Source organism: Paenibacillus nanchangensis (genome assembly GCF_046543445.1).
GTDB classification, from domain to species: Bacteria; Bacillota; Bacilli; order Paenibacillales; family Paenibacillaceae; genus Paenibacillus_AQ; species Paenibacillus_AQ nanchangensis.
Genome location: NZ_JBHOFD010000001.1, coordinates 244757 through 259904, shown reverse-complemented (window position 1 = coordinate 259904; position 15148 = coordinate 244757). Strand labels below are relative to the sequence as shown.

14 protein-coding genes are annotated in these 15148 nt (G+C 55.7%); 11 read left to right on the top strand and 3 right to left on the bottom strand.

Annotated features, from left to right (window positions below):
* Positions 1 to 93 precede the first annotated feature (93 nt).
* Positions 94 to 1755: a M56 family metallopeptidase gene (locus tag ACE6ED_RS01240; RefSeq protein ID WP_410825126.1), complete on the bottom strand. Its 1662-nt coding sequence runs from the start codon at positions 1753 to 1755 to the stop codon at positions 94 to 96.
* On the bottom strand, positions 1752 to 2111 hold the full coding sequence (locus tag ACE6ED_RS01235; protein WP_410825125.1) for a BlaI/MecI/CopY family transcriptional regulator: 360 nt from the start codon (positions 2109 to 2111) through the stop codon (positions 1752 to 1754). The genes ACE6ED_RS01240 and ACE6ED_RS01235 overlap by 4 nt, the downstream gene beginning before the upstream one ends.
* Before the next feature lie 144 nt (positions 2112 to 2255).
* Between ACE6ED_RS01235 and ACE6ED_RS01230 the strand changes: the two genes are divergently transcribed.
* The 8 genes from ACE6ED_RS01230 (at position 2256) to ACE6ED_RS01195 (ending at position 11190) form a co-directional block, all read left to right on the top strand.
* On the top strand, positions 2256 to 2873 hold the full coding sequence (locus tag ACE6ED_RS01230) for a hypothetical protein (protein ID WP_410825124.1): 618 nt from the start codon (positions 2256 to 2258) through the stop codon (positions 2871 to 2873).
* Positions 2874 to 2905: 32 nt separating this feature from the next.
* Positions 2906 to 3646 carry a tRNA(His) guanylyltransferase Thg1 family protein gene (locus ACE6ED_RS01225; protein ID WP_410825123.1) on the top strand — a complete coding sequence of 247 codons (741 nt, stop codon included), beginning with the start codon at positions 2906 to 2908 and terminating at the stop codon, positions 3644 to 3646.
* Positions 3646 to 4134 (top strand): AAA family ATPase, encoded by a 489-nt coding sequence (locus ACE6ED_RS01220; protein WP_410825122.1) that lies wholly within the window; start codon positions 3646 to 3648, stop codon positions 4132 to 4134. The genes ACE6ED_RS01225 and ACE6ED_RS01220 overlap by 1 nt, the downstream gene beginning before the upstream one ends.
* Positions 4135 to 4282: 148 nt before the next feature.
* The gene (locus tag ACE6ED_RS01215; RefSeq protein ID WP_410825121.1) at positions 4283 to 5950 is read left to right on the top strand and encodes a helix-turn-helix domain-containing protein; all 1668 of its coding nucleotides are present in this window, start codon (positions 4283 to 4285) and stop codon (positions 5948 to 5950) included.
* Positions 5951 to 6021: 71 nt separating this feature from the next.
* On the top strand, positions 6022 to 7071 hold the full coding sequence (locus ACE6ED_RS01210; RefSeq protein WP_410825120.1) for an ABC transporter substrate-binding protein: 1050 nt from the start codon (positions 6022 to 6024) through the stop codon (positions 7069 to 7071).
* Positions 7072 to 7310: 239 nt separating this feature from the next.
* The gene (locus ACE6ED_RS01205; protein WP_410825119.1) at positions 7311 to 8318 is read left to right on the top strand and encodes a FecCD family ABC transporter permease; all 1008 of its coding nucleotides are present in this window, start codon (positions 7311 to 7313) and stop codon (positions 8316 to 8318) included.
* A complete protein-coding gene (locus tag ACE6ED_RS01200; protein WP_410825118.1) occupies positions 8311 to 9339 on the top strand; it encodes a FecCD family ABC transporter permease in 1029 nt (342 codons plus the stop codon). Before ACE6ED_RS01205 ends, ACE6ED_RS01200 begins: the two co-directional genes overlap by 8 nt.
* A 36-nt stretch (positions 9340 to 9375) precedes the next feature.
* Entirely contained in the window at positions 9376 to 11190 is a 1815-nt protein-coding gene (locus ACE6ED_RS01195; RefSeq protein ID WP_410825117.1) for an alpha/beta hydrolase, read from the top strand.
* A gap of 93 nt (positions 11191 to 11283) precedes the next feature.
* On the opposite strand, the gene ACE6ED_RS01190 is transcribed toward ACE6ED_RS01195, so the two are convergent.
* Complete coding sequence (locus ACE6ED_RS01190; protein WP_410825116.1) at positions 11284 to 13062, bottom strand: aminopeptidase P family protein; 1779 nt, start codon at positions 13060 to 13062, stop codon at positions 11284 to 11286.
* 462 nt (positions 13063 to 13524) lie between these two features.
* On the opposite strand from ACE6ED_RS01190, the gene ACE6ED_RS01185 reads away from it, so the two are divergent.
* The 3 genes from ACE6ED_RS01185 to ACE6ED_RS01175 all read left to right on the top strand — a co-directional run bounded on the left by ACE6ED_RS01185 (position 13525) and on the right by ACE6ED_RS01175 (position 15135).
* Positions 13525 to 14145: a hypothetical protein gene (locus ACE6ED_RS01185; RefSeq protein WP_410825115.1), complete on the top strand. Its 621-nt coding sequence runs from the start codon at positions 13525 to 13527 to the stop codon at positions 14143 to 14145.
* Between the two features lie 12 nt (positions 14146 to 14157).
* Positions 14158 to 14625: a GNAT family N-acetyltransferase gene (locus tag ACE6ED_RS01180; RefSeq protein WP_410825114.1), complete on the top strand. Its 468-nt coding sequence runs from the start codon at positions 14158 to 14160 to the stop codon at positions 14623 to 14625.
* 108 nt (positions 14626 to 14733) lie between these two features.
* Positions 14734 to 15135 (top strand): iron chaperone, encoded by a 402-nt coding sequence (locus ACE6ED_RS01175; RefSeq protein ID WP_410825113.1) that lies wholly within the window; start codon positions 14734 to 14736, stop codon positions 15133 to 15135.
* The last annotated feature ends 13 nt before the right edge of the window (positions 15136 to 15148 follow it).

The following is a 15148-nucleotide window of genomic DNA, read 5'->3' as shown; positions in this document are numbered from 1 at the left end:
CAATCCTTTCCTGGAGAAGGCGCTGCTCAAAAGAAAAAACCGGCCGCCGGCCGGTTTATTTCATCAGGTAGTCTGCCGCTCCTTTTTGGCGCGTTATTCAAGCAGGGAGGGTTTAACCGGTTCTGCTTCCTTGAGCGTTTCGTAGTCTGCGACTACAGCCCGGCCATTTTCAACCCCGAACACGATTCCCTCCACCGTCCGGAATTCCGCCGGTTCGCTGGTGCGGGTCTGGTAAGTGATAAGTGCGGCATCACCTTCTAGTGAAATCTCATAACCTACGGCCCAAGGGCTCGATACGCCGATATTATAATTCCAGTTCTCGCCCGATCGGCTGCTCTGCTCCTGAGCAAACTTGGTTATGGCAGCTTGAGACATCATATGGTAACGCGGTTCTCCGTCCCGTGTAATTAGAGCGTCGGCCCAAACCGAGGCCATTGTGTAACGTTCGATTTGCTGGTAGTTTTTCTCCGGAACGACGTAGAACGTAGAGCCGCCGCCCTGTAGATCTACAAGCTCAGCGGAAGCCGGTTCAGTCCGGTACAACCGCAGCTCCACCTGCTCATTCCCCGGCAGCGGCAGGATCATGTCCGCTGAGACGGATGGGTTTGGCCGGCCGGTAGCAGGTTTCCAATTTGCCGTATCCAGAAGGGACTTCAGCTGATCTCCGGGGACTTGGATTATGCCGTATGGGGACGTAAGCTTCACTGGACCGCTGTAATCACCCAGTACGGCCAGATGCGCTTCCGTTGTCACGCCGGGATTGGCCAGGAAACCGGCGGTACAGACAATCGTCAGCACATATGCGGACGCAGCAGCGGCGAAACGCGGTTTCCGGTACTTCAGCACATTTTGGATCCGGCTTTTCGCCTGGCTTGTTCCGAAGGCTGGAGGTCCGCTCGGGTTCCAGCGGCTTCCGCGGGAGGCAAAGGAGAGCAGAGACTTCGAATACGCGGTTTTGACGCCGCTGCCCAACTGACGGAGCACACTTTCATCGCAGGCCATTTCCATGTCCCGGCTCATGCGGAAAAAAGCGAACCAGACGAGCGGATTAAACCAATGAACAGCTAGCACGGCGTAAGCGGCAGGTTTCAGCAGATAGTCACGGCGGTTGATGTGCGTCCGTTCATGTGCCAAAATAAGGGATAATTCCTCTAATGGCACGCCTACAGGTACATAAATTTTTGGGTGAAGCCAGCCCAGTATAAAAGGGCCGTCGATCCTGTCCGTTTCGTATACGTTATCGTAACCAGGAATCCGCACCGCGGTGCGGACCTGCCGGTTGATGCGTATATAGGATACGGCTCCCGCGCCAAGCAGGATGACGCAGCCGATGAGCCATAGGCAGCTTGCGGCTGGCAAAACATGCATCCATGGGGACAGCGGGTGGGCAGCTTCTGGAAAAGGGGCCAGAACCGCTTTTGGTAATGGATCGGGAACTGCTTTCGATAGGAAAGGACCCGCGGCTGGCAGCTCTGCGGTACCGGACAAGTCTGCTGGAGGATGGCTTAGTCCGGTGATACCGGTGAATTTCAGCCTGCCCGTGTCGGAGGATGACTCGAGTCCGAGCAAGCCGAGCAGGCTGAAAGCGGAGGTGAAGCTGACCGGCAGCGTTAACCGGATCCAGACGGGCAGCCACAGCGCATAAGCAAATAATTTAGGGAGACGCCGGTAGAACAATCTGACGGCCACAATGCCGGCAATGACATAGCTAGCCGTAATGCTCATGTTCAGAACGGTCAGGAATAAATCCGTCATTCCTCCGCCTCCTCAATAATGCGTTTCAGCTCCTCGGCTTCCTGCGCGGACAGCTTGCGCCCTCCAAGAAAAGCGGTAAGAAACTGGGGCAGCGAGCCGCCGAACGTTTTTTGCACCAGCGATTCGCTCTCCTGCTTTTGCACCGCTTCTTTTTTGACGAGAGTTGTAACGGTCGCCGCATCATTCCGCAGAAAACCGCGCTCGCACAGCTTCCGGAGGACGGTGTACGTAGTGGACTTTTTCCAGCCCAGCACCGTATTGCTCAGTTTGACCAGTTCGGTCGAGTTCACCGGCTCATGGTCCCACACAAGCGACATAAATTTGTATTCCGCATCAAATAGTTTGTAAGATTCCAAGTTAGTTGGCTCCTTTGCAGGGGAAATTAAAGTTTTGCTCAGGTTTATTGCAGTAAACCTTATCATGGAACGAAGTTTACTCTAATAGACCTTGAGTGTCAATCCTTTTGTTAAATCTGAATTTTCGGAAAAGGAGACAAGAAATTGCCACCTTATTTTTCAATTGAAATCCAGTTTCCGTACACGTGCGTCAGCGATTCACTGGTCCAACAGGTTCATGCTGTATTATTTGACAATTTGCCGTTTCGATCCGGGTATGGCGATGATAAGCATCTGTCTGCCAATGAGATCGCTGACTGGAACGGGCGTTTGCTTACGAAGCGATTTCAACTGGGTTTTACCGAGCATTACAGCAAAGGGTATAAGCAGGTTTTGCTTGAGAGCGAGGTGTTTAGCGAAGTAAGAATGTTCTGGAGCTGTCAGGAGGATAGCATCGTTATGACATGTATTATTCCTGAGAGCGATGTCCTACTTGATGAAGATGTATGGATGTTCGATCCTGTCCGAATGGAAGTTCTGCGTAAGATATGTATACATATATGGAACAACACACCGGCTGCCTGCCTTCAGACCTGTCTTGAGGGGGATGGGGGTCCCGTGGGTATGAACCGGCTGCAGGCTGGTGACCTGCCTTCAATTGACCCTATTGCCATTGTGCCAAGTGCCTTGGCCGCAATGCAGCCTAATCTTAAGCCAACGATTCAAATACAGACAATACCCAAGGCAGGGCTGCTGCTTTTTGACACCGCACTTCTATCGTGAACCGCCAACTTTGTCTTGAAAGGATGATTCCGATGAATAATGACGATTTCGGCAACCGCATGAAAGGTTATGAACAGGCGTTCCGGCATGAACTGCCAAGGCGGCTTCCGGTGCTGATCCGGATCGACGGCTGCCATTTCCATACACTAACCCGGGGCATGGACAAACCTTTTGACGAAGCGCTTGCGCAGGCTTTTTGGGAGACCGGCAAGTATTTAGCTGAAAATATTATGGGTTGCAAACTGGTGTATCACCAGAGCGACGAGCTTTCCCTGCTGCTGACCAATGATGACAAGCTGACGACCGAATCCTGGTTTAACAACAATCTGCAAAAAATCGTGTCCGTCTCCGCTTCCCTTGCAGCCGCCAAGTTTAACGAATCGCTGGCCAAAGCTTACCCGGATAAACCGCTGGCCGCGTTTGACAGCCGGGCTTGGGTGGTTCCGCATGACGAAGCGGCTAACTATTTTATCTGGAGACAGCAGGATGCGACCAAAAACAGCATCTCCATGACAGCACAAGCCCAGTTCCCGCACGGACGGCTGGAGGGGTTAAGCGGGAAGCAGCTGCAGGACCTGCTGTTTCTTGAACGCGGCCTGAACTGGAACGACCTGCCGGTATGGCAGAAACGGGGCGTATGCATCGTGAAGCAGGAATACCATAAAGGGGAGGCGGTCCGGAGAAAATGGGAGGTGGACCTAAACATTCCGATCTTCAGCCAGGAACGCGATTATATTAACCGGCATGTCTATACGCGGAGGGATGAGCCGTAATGGAATGCGTCATTTTTATCGGCATCCAGGCATCGGGCAAATCGACCTTCTACAAAGAGCGGTTTTTTGCCACGCATATGCGGATTAATCTGGACATGCTCCGAACGCGCAACCGGGAGAGCATCTATCTTGAAGCATCGCTGCGGGCAAAGCAGCCGTTTGTCATCGATAATACAAATCCTTCCGCTCTGGACAGGCAGCGCTACATCCAGCCGGCCAAGGAATTGGGGTTTTCCGTAAAAGGCTACTTTTTCGAGCCCGATTACGAGGTGTCCATGGAGCGGAACGAACGGCGGGAGGGCCGGGCCAAAGTGCGGGAGGCCGGGATCAAAAGCACACTGGCGAAGCTGGAACGCCCCCATGCCGCGGAAGGCTTCGACGAGCTGTATCTTGTCCGGTTCAGGAATGGATGTTTTGAAGTGGAGCCGTTGCTGCCGGATGAGAACCGGATGGAGGATGAGGCAGAAGACCCCAACTCCACTATTTAGGATTTTGAATTGAATTCGTCTGTAAGTCTGGTTAACTTATGCTTCTGAAGCGGCCGCCTTGTTCTCAAGCAGGGCGGCTTTTGTTATAATCGCTAATGATAATCATTATCACTAGTTGCCATAGGCCAGAGAAGCAGGAGGGATCAGTATGGAACAAAAGCGGACAGGTCAGCCGGATATCGGCGCGCTTGTCGTTCGTATAAAAGGAATTGATCTGTTCACCGGCTCGTCAGGGGAGCAGCCGGAGCACCAGCTAAGCCGGCATGCCGCGCTGATTATGCCGGTATCGGGAAGCGCCGAAGTCATGGTGGGAACGGAGGAACGGCTGGTCCGTCCCGATCACGCGGTGGTCTGCCCGCCCGGCGGCACCTTTGCGATCCGCTCCAAACCGGGGGAGGAGTTGTCGCTGTATGTTATCCGCTTCGAGCTGCTGGAGCTGCGGGAAGAAGATGGGGAGTATGCCGCCGTACCCGCTGGTGAGGCGGTATTCCTTGACTGGAATCGTGTCATCCTGTTGCAGCCGCCGGGAAAAGCGGCGGAGCTGTGCCGGGAGATTCACCGCACTCTGTACAGCCGGGACGGCAGGCAGCGGCTGCGCGCCCAACTGGACGGTGCCGAACTGATTTATCTGCTGCTGTCGGGCGCAGCGGAGCCGGCCGAGGGGGGGACGGCAGAAGCGCTTCAGCGCGCCAAGGCGTTTCTGGACGACCGGTACCAAGAAGATATTTCAATGGAGCGGCTGGCTTCGATCGCCGGGCTGAGCTCCAAATATGCATCCGATCTGTTCAAGCGGACATTCGGGCAAAGTCCGCTCGACTACTTGTCGCAGGTAAGGATGCGGGAGGCAAAGCGGCTGATGCTGCAGACGGACTGGCGGATGCGCGACATCGCACATGCGGTTGGCTACCGGGATGAGTTTTTTTTCAGCCGGAAGTTTAAGCAATCGTTTGGGCTGTCTCCCTCCGCGTACGTAAAGAAACGGAGTGTTAAGGTAGCCGCCTATGGCTCGGCAGGGCTCACGGGTTATCTCCTTCCGCTCGGGATCATTCCTTATGCTGCTCCGCTGCATCCCAAATGGTCCGGCTATTACTGCGACCGCTACGGAGCGGATATTGCGGTGCATCTGGATGCCTACCGCCACAACCATTATAAGGAGGCCAATCTGAAGCGGCTGGAGTTGGCCCGCCCGGACCGGATCATTACGGGATGGGATTTGGAGGAAGAAGAGCTATGGCGGCTGAATCGGGTTGCCCCTGTCCATTCCATTCGGGACGATTGTTTGGACTGGCGAAAGGAATTGCGGGAATTAGCGGAGCTGCTGGGCGAGCAGGCCGAAGCGGAACGCTGGATTGATGCTTTTGACCAAAAAGTACGGGAGAAAAAACAAAGATTCAAACGGCTGGCTGGTGAAGAAACGGTTATGGTCGTCAAGCTGCTAAAAAATCAGCTGTATGTCTATCGCGATCACGCGGTGACCTGCCTGCTGCACCGGGAGCTGGAATTCCGGGCTGCCGGACCCGGCAGCCTACCTGCACACAATCAGCCGATTTCGCTGGAGGAGCTGGACAACATGAACCCGGGGCGTGTGCTGCTGCTGATCTGCAAAGAAACGGAAACGCTGGATTATTGGAAACAGCTGCAGGCTTCGTCCGCTTGGGTTACGCTGCGGATCGTTAAGGAAAACAGAGTCCGCCAAATCGCGTCAGAGCCGTGGCGGGAGTACTCGCCGGTTGCGCTTCAGCGGATGCTGGAGGATACGGAGCGGATTTTTTCCGGAGATTGTCCATCAGGCTTCGGAAGTTTGTCCATGGAATAGACACGAATGCCCCTTTACAATTGGTTATGATAATCATTATCAATTAGACGAGGAAAAGGGGTAGGCATCAAGTGTTGAAAAAAGGATTAGGTGCTGGAATCATTCTGCTGTTCACTATAGCGTTAACCGCATGCGGGGGAGGGAACAACGCAACCGGCGGTTCGAATAACGGACAACCGGCCGCGACAAACACCGCCACTCAAACAGCCGCGTCGCCAGCCGCACAGCCGGCGGAAACCGCGCAGGCGTCTGCGGCACCGGCCGCGGACGCGAGCGGTGAAACGCGCACGATTACATATCTGGGCAAAGATTACGAACTGCCCGCCAAAACTGAACGGATTGTTATTGCCGGCGCGGTTGAAGCGATGGAAGATGCGCTGGTGCTGGATGTGCAGCCGGTTGGGGCCATCAGCTTCGGCGGAGCTTTCCCGCCGCTGTTCGGGCCGGTGACAAAAAACGCCGTGTCGATCGGCGAAAAGACAGAGCCAAACTTCGAGGCGATTTTGTCGCTGAAGCCGGATGTGATTTTAGGCTCGACTAAATTCCCTGAAGAAGTCGCCGAGAAGCTGAATCAAATCGCGCCGACCATTCTGGTATCGCATATCTCTACCAATTGGGAAGCGAATCTGCACTTGCTCGGACAAATCAGCGGCAAGGAGGCGCAGGCGGAAGAGGCTATCACGAAATACAAAGCCGATCTGGAGCAAGCCAAAGCGACGCTCGGCGAAAAGCTGAAGGGCAAAAAAGCTGCCGTGGTGCGTGTCCGTCAAGGCAAGATGTTTGTCTACCCAGCGGATGTCTATTTTAACCCGGTTATCTACGAAGAATTAGGTATGGACGTACCGGCTGAAATCGCCGCCGCCAAAGCCCAGGAAAAGCTGTCGGTCGAAAAATTCGCCGAAATGAACCCGGATTACCTGTTCATCCAGTTCGCAGAGAACGAAAATCCCGACAGTCCAAAGGCGCTTGAAGAACTGCAAAATAATCCGATTATTAAAAATTCGGCCGCATTCAAAAACGGCACAGCGTACATTAACGTTGTTGACCCGCTCGCTCAAGGTGGAACAGCTTTCAGCAAAATCGAGTTCCTCAAAGCCGTGGTAAACGAGCTGTCAAAATAAACCGCTTGTTCAACTTAGGAACGGAATGGTCAAGGAATGCCGTGCCGGATGCCCCGGCACCACCGGATCCCCCCGGCACCACCGGCACCGGTCTACGGGCAACCTGGACTGCCAGATTAAACTGGCCGGCTGGCCTGGTCTGGCGGGAGGAGTACATTTCCAACCGGCAAATCTGCTCAGGAGGACTGGCACTGCCAGTCCGCTCCCGGCTACACTAACTTTAGTTAAGGTGTGTTGTAATGCGATATTCTCGATCCCTGCCGGCTGTCATCTTCTGGATGGCGCCGGCAGCGGCTATATTCACCGTCATTTTATCGGTCTCCTTCGGCGCCAAAGCGATTTCCGCCTCCGTCATCTGGGATGCGGTGTTCCATTTTGACCCGGGGAACATGGATCATCAGATTATCCGTTCCTCGCGTCTGCCCAGAGCGGTTGGCGCGCTGCTGATCGGCGCGTTTTTGGCCGTGTCCGGCGCGCTGATGCAGGGGATGACACGCAACTATCTGGCTTCCCCCTCCATTATGGGTGTCTCGGACGGGTCCGTTTTTCTGGTAACGATGTGCATGGTGTTCCTGCCCTCCACCGGATCGGTCAGCCTGATTGTTGTGTCAATGATCGGGTCGGCGCTTGGCGCCGCGCTTGTCGTCGGCATCGCCTGGCTTATTCCGGACGGATTATCGCCGGTGAAGCTGGCGATTCTGGGAACGATCGTCGGCACATTTCTGAATGGGGTGTCCGCCGCCGTGGCGAGTTATTTTCAAATCTCCCAGGGGCTCAGCTTCTGGTACAACGCCAGGCTGCATTCCATTGAGCCGCAGCAGATTTGGTTGTCTCTCCCGTTTGCCGCGGCAGGGCTCCTGCTTGCAATCGGGGTGTCCAAGTCGATTACGGTATTGTCGCTTGGGGACGATGTATCGGCAGGTCTTGGACAACGTACGGCGCTGATTAAGGGACTGACCGTGCTGTCGGTTGTGATTTTGACCGGGGTCTCTGTCGCGCTTGCGGGCAAAATCGCGTTTGTTGGTCTGATTATTCCGCATATCGCCCGGTTTGCCGCTGGTATGGATTACCGGCTAATCGTGCCGTTGTCCGGAGTGCTGGGCGCGCTGTTTTTGGTGCTGTGCGATCTTGTCTCCCGGTTTTTGAATGCGCCGTTTGAGACGCCGATTGGCGTGGTGACGGCATTTTTGGGCGTCCCTTTTTTCCTGTACCTGATCAAGAAGAAAGGGGGCGGCAAACATGCCTGATTTGGCGCGCGGCTCAGCGGCAAAAGCATGGGCAGCGGCGGCCGGTGCGGTTGCCGTCATTTTGCTCGGCGTATACCTTAGCTTGACAAGCGGCCTGTTCGACATGTCCTTAGGCGACGTACTCCGGACCCTGCTTCGTTTGGATGATTCCCAGGAGAACAGTCTCGTTATTTTTTCATTCCGGCTGCCGCGGATTGTGCTGGCTGTATTGGTGGGAGCGGCGCTCGGGATGGCGGGAACCGTCATTCAGGGAGTGACCCGCAACGGGCTGGCGGACCCGGGAATTCTCGGGATTAACGCCGGCGCTGGGTTTGCGGTGGTGGCGTTTATGTTTTTGTTTCAAGGAACCATTACGCTGACCGGATGGATGGGCGTGATGATCCGTCCCGTTTTTGGCCTTGCTGGCGGGCTGCTGGCGACGGTGCTGATTTATTTTTTTGCCAGGGAACGGGATAGCCTTGATCCGCAGCGGCTTGTGTTAGTCGGGATTGCGATTGGGCTGGGTTTTGGGGCAATGACGTTGTTTTTATCGCTAAAAATGAACCCAAACGACTTTGAGATGGCGACGGTCTGGCTTGCGGGCAGCCTGTACAGTGCGAACTGGAAGTTTATTGCCACGCTGCTGCCGTGGCTGGTCATTATTCCGCCTATACTCTGGTACCGTTCACGCGGACTTGATCTGCTGCAGATGGGCGAACATACGGCGACCGGGCTTGGGGTGGCAGCCGAACGCGAGAAAAAAATACTGCTGGCCTGCGCGATTGCACTCGTCAGCGCCAGTGTAGCTGTTTCGGGCAGCGTGGGGTTTGTTGGTCTGATTGCTCCGCATATGGCGAGACGGCTGGTCGGGCTGCGGCATGCCCATGTGCTGCCGATCAGCGGCCTGATTGGTGCGGCGATGGTGGTGCTGGGCGACTATATCGGCAAAACCGTGTTTGCGCCGGTGGAGCTCGCTGTCGGGATTGTGATTTCGATCATCGGCGTGCCTTATTTTGTTTTTTTGCTGCTGAAGAAAAAGTAAAGACTGCCTGCGGGTGCCGAAGAGAGGAAGACGGCGATGTTTATACAAGAAAAGGTACAGGGAAGAGAGCTGGCGGTTTATCTGCCCGTCTCCTACAGCAGTGAGCTGGAGCGCCGCTATCCGGTCGTTTATGTACAGGATGACGGGGAACTTATCATGCAAACTTATAATGAGCTGCAGCATCTCATCCGGACGGGACAGCTGCCTGAGCTGCTTCTGGTCGGCGTCGGCACGCCCTGCCGGAACGATGAATACACCCCATGGCCGGCTGACTCGCTTGCGGCGGGATACCCGGGGTTCGGGGGAAAGGCGAAGGCGTATATTGATGAGCTGGCGGATGTCTGCAAACCCTGGATCGACGGTAAATACCGGACGCTTCCGGATGCAAAACATACGGCGATCGTAGGCGGCTCACTTGGCGGTCTGGTTTCGCTGTTCGCCGGTCTCTGGCGGCCGGATACCTTCGGCAGTTTGGGCCTGCTGTCCGCTTCGCTGTGGTTCGAAGGGGTGAGCTCTTACCTTCAAGAACTCCGTCCTGGATTTGACGGGCAGCGGGTCTACATGTCGGTCGGAGACGCCGAGGGCATCTACAAGCAGTCGATCCAGCGGACGATGGTGGAGTCTTCGCTTGCGGCGCAGCGCCGTTGGGCCGCAGACGGCCTGTCTGCTGACCGGTTCCGGTTTCAATTGGATGCCGGAGGGACACATGACGTTCATTATATGGCGATGAATTTTCCGAAGGCGTTATGTTGGCTGTTCGCCCCGGCTGCAGCAGAAAGCGGAGCTGGAGAAAGGCCGGCGGGCAGCGGCGGTGACAGTGCGGGCAGCGGCGGTGGCAAGGTGGGCAGTGGCGGTGACACGGCGGGAAGTGCCGGTCGCAAGGGGGAAAGCGGCAGTGGCAAGTTGGGCAGCGGCGGTGACATTGCGGAAAGCGACGAGGGCAATACGGAGAGCGCCGGTGATGTTCGCAACCTGAGCAGCGGGCACGCTGGCGGAAGCGCCTGCAACAGTGTCAGCCTCTCCATGTTCAAATATGGCCGATGGACAACGGAGGCTGCAATCCCGCGCACCGAACATTTTATTTTGCGGTCTGGACAAAACGGCAGAGATTACCGGATTTTCGTCTCCGTCCCGCCTGATGCGCCGCCTGAGCAGGGTTATCCCGTGCTGTATACGCTGGATGCCAACGCCATTTTCGGATCGCTTGCGGAAGCGATGCGTCTGATGGGGCGGCGGCCGCATGGGGTAGAGCCCATGGTCATTGTAGGCATCGGCTATGACGATGAAGGGCCGATGGTTACGCGGGAGCGGTTCCTCGATTATACCGATCCGGCGAGTCTGGAAAAAATGCCGCAGCGCCCCGACGGCTCGCCCTGGCCGGAGACAGGGGGAGCCGAGGCGTTCACTGCTTTTATCGAACATGAGCTGAAACCCCGGATGGAGGCGCTGCTGCCGATTGACCGGCAGCGCCAGGCGCTGTTCGGGCACTCGCTGGGCGGGTATTTTGCACTCCGCACGCTGTTTCGGACACCGGAGGCCTACCAGACGTTTATCGCGGGGAGCCCTTCGATCTGGTGGAACGGACGGATGCTGTACGACTGGCTCCCTTCGTTCATCGAGCGGCTGCAGGACGGTTCGCTGCCTCAGGTTTCGCTGCTTATGGGGGTGGAAGCGGATACCGGCAAAATGCTGGCAGACGCCGTAGACCTGCACAGCAGGCTGGAGCCGCTGGCAGGCGAAAATTTCCGGCTTAAGCTCAAAAAGTATGAGGGAGAGGGGCATGTCACGATGCTGTATCCTTTTATCAGTGAGCTGATCCGGTTCAGCAGCCGGAGTTATAAACCGAAATAATCCGGCAGGCTGGCCGGAAATGTAAAAACGCCGAGTTCCTTTACTAAGGAACCGGCGTTTTTTTGGGGCTGGGCAGCGTTTATAAGACGAGGGCTAAATTTCCGCCGTCTCCTGGGCCAGCCATGCCCGGTGTTCGTCATCCAGCCGCGGAGACAGCCGCTCGAACACCTCCCGGTGATAGCGGTTCAGCCATTCCCGCTCGTCCGGGGTGAGCAGCTCGGGTATAACAGCGCTCCGGTCGATTGGCAGGAAACACAAATTTTCGAACCGGAGAAACCGACCCGACTCCGTTGTCCGGTCTTCCGCGACGAGCAGCGTATTTTCCGTGCGGATACCGTGACGGCCTTCTTTGTATACGCCGGGTTCAACCGTAATGATCATTCCGGGTTCCAGCCGGACGTCGTTTGTTTTCTGGGCGAAACGCTGGGGCTCCTCATGCACATTTGAAAAATAACCGACGCCGTGGCCGGTACCGCACTTATAGTCCAGCCCGTGGTCCCACAACGGCTTGCGGGCCAGAATGTCCAGGTTTGAACCCGTGCTGCCGTACAAAAACCTTGCTTCCGACAGCGCGATAACCGATTTCAGCACCAGCGTAAAATCTCGTTTTTCCTCATCCGTCAGCGGCCCGAGGGGGATTGTGCGCGTAATATCCGTGGTCCCGTTCAGAAAATGCGAGCCGGAATCAAGCAGGTAAAACCCCTTGCCCCCGAGCGTGTATTGGCCTTCCGTTGTCGGCGCGTAATGCATCATGGCCGCATGATCGCCATATGCGGAAATGGAGGCAAAGCTGAGGTCAACAAACAAAGGCTGCTGTTTGCGGAACTCCCGTCCTTTCAGATCCACCTGAAGTTCCGTCACTGGCTCAACCGGCACCGTCTCTTTCAGCCATTTGAACAGCTGGATTAGCGCGGCGGCATCCTTAAGATAGGAGTCGCGGATGTTTTCGATTTCCACTTCGTTTTTAACCGCTTTGAGCAGGGTGACGAGACCGCGGGTTTCAATAACGGCAGCGGAGGAAGGGATAGCGGCCTTCAAGCTGACGTTGGTTTTGTCCGGATCGTAGACGATGGCAGCCTGGTCCAGCTCACCAAGGTAACTGTAAATGCTGCTGTAATCCAGTACCCGAATCCGGTCGCTCGCAAGCGTCTCTCGTACGGAATCGGGTATTTTGTCGCTGTCGATAAAAAGAACGGCCGAATCGGCTTCAATCACCGCAAACGAAGTGCCGTACGGGTTATGCGGAATGTCGCCGCCCCGGATGTTGTACAGCCAGCAGATGTCGTCCAGCGCGGACAGCACGTAATGGGTAGCGCCGTGGGTGAACATCGCTTGGCGTACGTCGGACAACTTTTGCACGCGCGTCCGTCCTGCGTGACGGTCTTCGTGGATATAGATTGTATCCTTCGGGATTTCCGGTCTGTCCTGCCAAAGGGCGCCCGCCGGGTCCTGGGCGGTTACAATCGTTACGGTTTTATTCCGCAGCGCTGCGTTTAGCGAATTGCAGCCGCTGACGGATAGAGTTCTGCCGTCGACAGCCAAGGTCCCTTGAGCAGGAAGCGTCTCCGCCAGCCATTCCTCTACAGTGGGGACGCCGGGTTGTCCCATTCTGAACAGCCGGATACCCGAACCCTGCAGCTGCCGTTCCGCCTGGATAAAATACCGTCCGTCCGCCCACAGTCCCGCATCATCCAGTGTAACAACCGCGGTTCCAACCGATCCGGTGAACCCGGTCAGCCATTGTCTTGTTTTCCAGTGCTCGTCTACGTATTCGCTCAGGTGCGCATCCGCGCTTGTGATGAGGCAGGCGTCCCAGCCCTCCTTGCGCATGCGGTTGCGGAGCTGTTCGACCTTGTCCGAGGTTTCCATCATTGCTTGTCCTTCTTCCTATGTACAATATAAATTCTGCTTCCCTTCGTTTGGCCGCGCCATAGGCCGCCTGCTCCTGCTGGAGACCGCTGTTTACTTGATATGGCTTTGTTCCCCTATTCCCAGGTGCTGATTTGCGCTTGCCTAATCCTCCCTTTGGCGCTACCGGAAGGAAGTGGAATAAGTTAAGATTAAAGGAATGCAGGCTGATGTGCAATTGCCTGGGACCAAACCATTCCGCAATGGGAAAAGGGGCAAGGTCTCATCTAGTCCATGCAAGCGAATCTGGCGAATTTGTGAAAAGACGCCTGGAGGAAGTGGCCCCCGAGGCGCCTTGCGCAAAGGAATGAGAGGCGGGCAGGCGTTCACGCTGCCCAGCCAGCCGCCCCGCCGGGAGAGCGAAAGCAAAAGCGACCATTAACCGGCAAGCGGATGTAAAAAAACGAACCCGATGGAGGAGACAGCATGCGTCTAACAATTAAAGACCGGACGTTTACCGTTCAAGAGGCGGCAATTACAGGAGGAATCGTTGATCCTTATTGGAGAGCAACTTATGGACCTGAATACGCCGAGCAGCTGATGTGGAGCATCGATATTCAGTGCGAAGGCGAGGTGTATGACGGAGAGAACTGGGAGCCGCGTTTGTACCATGAGCAGCTGCAGTTTAACGTTGGCAGCTGGAAGGAGCTGGAGGGCGCCGCGTACAGCTGGAATGATCCAACCGGCCCGGACGGTGAGATGGAGGGCGGCCTATACGTATTTGAACATGAACCGCTGACCCAAGGCAGCTTGATGATCGGGCGCCGATCCGGTTCGCTTTTTCAAGTGCGGTGGAGCGGGCTGTGTGACATCTGGTGGGATGAAGAATACGGCGGAGGGCTGCCATTCCTGCTGGAGTGTGAAGCGGAGTTCAAAGGGATTCAAGTGAATGCAAGCGCACGCGACAACGACGATACGGTACGTGAACGGCTGGCCCGGTATATCCGGCTGGACGGTCTGAAGCAGCAGCCGATTCTGCACAGCGAGCATAAATATCAGAGCGGCGTCGGGATGGCGTTATCTTGGTTTATGCCGGAAAAAGCGTGAGGGGGAATGAAGATGACCATTCATATTAGACCGCTGCATGCGGACGAACAACCTCCAATGGACCTGCTGCTGCTGGCAGACCCGTCCGAAAGTCTTGTGGAAAACTATCTGAATCGCGGGGTTTGTTACGTAGGTGAGAAGGCTGGGGAAGTGGTAGGAGAGTATGTTTTGCTGCCTACCCGGCCCGACACCGTGGAGCTGGTGAATGTTGCGGTAAAAGAAGACCTTCATGGACAAGGGGTAGGCAAGCAGCTGGTGCAGCATGCCGTACGGCAGGCGGAGGCGCTGGGATTCAAAACGATCGAAGTTGGCACAGGCAGCACCGGCGCTGCTCAGCTGATGCTGTATCAAAAATGCGGATTTCGGATGACGGGGATCGACCGGGATTTTTTTATCCGGCATTATGAGGAACCGATTTTCGAAAACGGGATGCAGCTGCGTGACATGGTGCGATTAAGCCAGGATCTTGGATTGAGGTAAGAAGATGGGGCGGGCAGTATCCCGGGATAAACGGACATCTGGTCCGCGGGCTGCCAGGGCTTGTCTACGTCTCAACGTCCATCCTCTAAAAAAAGGAGTGTACCACATATGGACAAACCCGCCTTTACGAATACGGAGGAGTATATCGCGCAGTTTGATGAACCGTTGCGTGTCAAGCTGGAGCAGATCCGCAGCGTCATTCGGGACATCGTTCCCGAAGCGGAGGAGCGTATCAGCTATCAGATGCCGACGTTTTATTTGAACGGGAATCTGGTGCATTTTGCCGCGTTCGATAAGCACATCGGGCTGTATCCGGGACCTAGCGGCATTTCCGCTTTTGAGGAGGAACTTACGCCATACAAGCACGCCAAGGGATCGGTGCAGTTTCCGCTGGATCAGCCGCTGCCGATTGAGCTTGTGAAACGGATTGCCGCGTACCGCGCGGACGAAAACCGGGCGAAAGGCAAACCCAAACGCGGGACAAAACGTAAGGTGAAGGAGCAGAATTAGACAATAAATGAGC

Coding starts and splice junctions, on each gene's coding strand:
- ACE6ED_RS01240 (WP_410825126.1), bottom strand. CDS start 1,755: ATGACGGATTTATTCCTGACCGTTCTGAACATGAGCATTACGGCTAGC.
- ACE6ED_RS01225 (WP_410825123.1), top strand. CDS start 2,906: ATGAATAATGACGATTTCGGCAACCGCATGAAAGGTTATGAACAGGCG.
- ACE6ED_RS01220 (WP_410825122.1), top strand. CDS start 3,646: ATGGAATGCGTCATTTTTATCGGCATCCAGGCATCGGGCAAATCGACC.
- ACE6ED_RS01215 (WP_410825121.1), top strand. CDS start 4,283: ATGGAACAAAAGCGGACAGGTCAGCCGGATATCGGCGCGCTTGTCGTT.
- ACE6ED_RS01205 (WP_410825119.1), top strand. CDS start 7,311: ATGCGATATTCTCGATCCCTGCCGGCTGTCATCTTCTGGATGGCGCCG.
- ACE6ED_RS01200 (WP_410825118.1), top strand. CDS start 8,311: ATGCCTGATTTGGCGCGCGGCTCAGCGGCAAAAGCATGGGCAGCGGCG.
- ACE6ED_RS01195 (WP_410825117.1), top strand. CDS start 9,376: ATGTTTATACAAGAAAAGGTACAGGGAAGAGAGCTGGCGGTTTATCTG.
- ACE6ED_RS01190 (WP_410825116.1), bottom strand. CDS start 13,062: ATGATGGAAACCTCGGACAAGGTCGAACAGCTCCGCAACCGCATGCGC.
- ACE6ED_RS01185 (WP_410825115.1), top strand. CDS start 13,525: ATGCGTCTAACAATTAAAGACCGGACGTTTACCGTTCAAGAGGCGGCA.
- ACE6ED_RS01180 (WP_410825114.1), top strand. CDS start 14,158: ATGACCATTCATATTAGACCGCTGCATGCGGACGAACAACCTCCAATG.
- ACE6ED_RS01175 (WP_410825113.1), top strand. CDS start 14,734: ATGGACAAACCCGCCTTTACGAATACGGAGGAGTATATCGCGCAGTTT.